The sequence below is a fragment of the Ensifer sp. SSB1 genome, from assembly GCF_016652895.1.
In the GTDB taxonomy this organism is placed as follows: Bacteria; Pseudomonadota; Alphaproteobacteria; order Rhizobiales; family Rhizobiaceae; genus Ensifer.
This window is the reverse complement of the sequence record NZ_JAEPRP010000332.1, coordinates 360-3,030: the sequence shown is the minus strand read 5'-3', so window position 1 is coordinate 3,030 and position 2,671 is coordinate 360. Positions and strand designations below refer to the sequence as shown.

The window sequence follows — 2,671 nt, the reverse complement described above, 5'->3', positions numbered from 1 at the left end:
TCAGGCGGTTAAAGGGCCCGGTTTTGAACCGGGCCAATTTTTTGTGCTGGTGAACCGTCGATCCAGCGCTGTTCTCCGTAAGCGTCCGGCCAGCACCCTCTTGAGAGGGTAATGCATCAGCGCTAAAGATGGTGTCCACCATGAAGATAGTGGACACCAATTCTGGAGCGCCGGGCGCGCCGTTTCGCGTGCGCGTGAACCGCACCGGTCGTCGGACCTTTTCGCGCGAGTACAAGCTCGAGGTCATTCGCGAATGCAGCGCGCACGGCGCTTCGGTCGCCGGCGTCGCGCTCTCCCACCGGATCAACGCCAATCTGGTGCGACGCTGGATCGTGCAGCACCGCAGCGGTCGGCTGTTTACGATGCCACCGTTGTTGCCGGTGACTTTGGCCGAGTCGAGCTCAGTGCCGGTGGCGGAAGCGAAGCCGGCGCCCAGCGGCATCATTGAGATCGAGCTGCACGGCGCATGCGTGCGCATACGCGGCGCAGTCGACACCGCCGCACTTCGCGCCGTCCTGGAGGCGCTGAAGCGATGATCGGCCTGCCCGCCGGCACGCGCGTGTGGCTCGCCGCCGGCGTCACCGACATGCGCAAGGGGATGGACGGCCTCGCTGCGCTCGTGCAGACGACGCTCGCCGCCGATCCGTTCTGCGGTCATCTATTCGTCTTCCGTGGTCGCCGCGGGGACCTGGTGAAGCTGCTGTGGTGGGCGGGTGACGGCATGTGCCTGTTCATCAAACGCCTGGAGCGCGGCCGCTTCGTGTGGCCGCAGGCCGATAGCGGTTCGGTGTGCCTGACGCCTGCGCAGCTCTCGATGCTGCTGGAGGGTATCGACTGGCGGCGACCGGCGAAGACCTGGCGGCCCGATCTCGCCGCGTAATTCGTTGTACCACCCGCCGGGGTAGGTTACTCTCGGCGCATGCACGCCGAGCCCGCCGCTCTTCCCGACGACGTCCAAGCTCTCAAGGCGCTGGTGCTCGCACAGCAGGCGCAGCTCACCGAGCGCGCCTTCGAGATCGAGCACCTGAAGCTGCTCATCGCGAAGCTGAAACGGCTGCAGTTCGGGCGCAGCTCCGAGAAGCTCGACCGCGAGATCGAGCAACTGGAGCTCAAGCTCGAGGAGCTGCAGGTCTCGGCCGTGCCGGCGCCGTCGAGATCGGCGAGCGCGGCACCGGCGCAAATCCCTGTTCGCCGGCCGCTGCCCGAGCACCTGCCGCGCACGCGCGTGGAGCACACGCCGACCTGTGCCTGCCCCGACTGCGGAGCGGCGATGTGCAAGATCGGCGAAGACATCGCCGAAGTGCTGGACTACGTGCCGGCGCGCTTCCGCGTGATCCAGCACGTGCGCCCGAAGCTCGCGTGCTCGGCGTGCGAGCGCATCGTGCAGCTCGAGGCGCCTTCACGGCCGATCGCGCGCGGGCTCGCCGGCGCGGGACTGCTCGCGCACGTGCTGGTGTCGAAGTATTGCGATCACCTGCCGCTGTATCGCCAGAGCCAGATCTACGCGCGTGAAGGCGTCGAGATCGGGCGCTCGACGTTGGCCGAATGGGTCGGCGGCTGCTTCCATCTGATGGATCCGCTCGTCACCGCGCTCGCGCGCTACGTCACAGCCGCCGGCAAGCTCCACGCCGACGACACGCCGGTGCCGGTGCTCGATCCCGGACGCGGTCGGACGAAGACCGGGCGCTTGTGGACCTACGTGCGCGATGATCGCCCGGCCGGCGGCACAGAGGCGCCGGCGGTGCTGTTCCGTTACGCGCCGGACCGTCGTGGGGAGCGTCCGCGCGAACACCTGGCGGAGTTCAGCGGAATCCTGCAGGCGGACGCCTACGCCGGCTTCGGTCATCTCTACGAAGGCGGCCGCATCCGCGAAGCGGCATGCTGGGCGCACGCACGGCGCGGCTTCTACGAGCTGCATCAGTCGACGCAGTCGCCGGTCGCCGCCGAAGCGCTTGAGCGCATCGGGGCGCTTTATGAGATTGAAGCCGAGATTCGCGGCAGTCCGCCGGAGCATCGCGCGGCAATCCGCCAGGCGCGTGCCGGACCGCTGCTCGAGTCGCTGCGCGAGTGGCTGCGCGAGATGCTCGCGCGCGTGTCGAAGAAGTCCGATCTCGCCAAGGCGATCGGCTACGTGCTCACGCGCTGGAGCGCGCTGACGCGCTACGTCGACGACGGCACGATCGAGATCGACAACAACGCTGCGGAGCGGGCGCTGCGCGTGGTGGCGCTGGGCCGCAAGAACTACCTCTTCTGCGGCTCGGACGCCGGCGGCGAGCGCGCCGCCGCGATCTACAGCCTCATCGGCACGGCAAAGCTCAATGGACTCGATCCGGAGGCGTACCTGCGCCACGTGCTCGAGCGCATCGCCGATCACCCGATCAACCGCGTCGAGGAGCTGCTGCCGTGGAATGTGGCGAGCACGCTCGTGGATAACCCGGCCGTCGAACTCGCCGCCTGAATCAGCGATACTGCGTCAAGGCGGTGCTGACCGGACGGTTACAGAGCGAAGCGGACTGACCTCGTTACTACTGATGCATTCATGACGCCCAACGCCCGCGTTGACCGGCGCCGTGAAGCGCGCAGCGCTGAACCGCGTCCGAGTCGAACGCAAAGTTAGACCGGCGTGCGTTTACGAAAATCAATAACGTACTCATCTCGATCGAACGAGGTC

At 67.2% G+C, this 2,671-nt stretch carries 3 protein-coding genes; all 3 read left to right on the top strand.

All coding sequences use genetic code 11. The annotated features are described in order from the left end of the window. Positions 1-140: 140 nt before the first annotated feature. The 3 genes from I8N66_RS36900 to I8N66_RS36890 are packed head-to-tail and all read left to right on the top strand — an operon-like array spanning position 141 to position 2,458. Positions 141-536, top strand: a complete 396-nt coding sequence (locus tag I8N66_RS36900; protein WP_291165454.1) for a transposase — start codon at positions 141-143, stop codon at positions 534-536. Next, positions 533-880, top strand: a complete 348-nt coding sequence (gene tnpB, locus I8N66_RS36895) for an IS66 family insertion sequence element accessory protein TnpB (protein ID WP_291165452.1) — start codon at positions 533-535, stop codon at positions 878-880. Before I8N66_RS36900 ends, tnpB begins: the two co-directional genes overlap by 4 nt. Positions 881-919: 39 nt before the next feature. Continuing rightward, entirely contained in the window at positions 920-2,458 is a 1,539-nt protein-coding gene (locus I8N66_RS36890) for an IS66 family transposase (RefSeq protein WP_291165450.1), read from the top strand. The last annotated feature ends 213 nt before the right edge of the window (positions 2,459-2,671 follow it).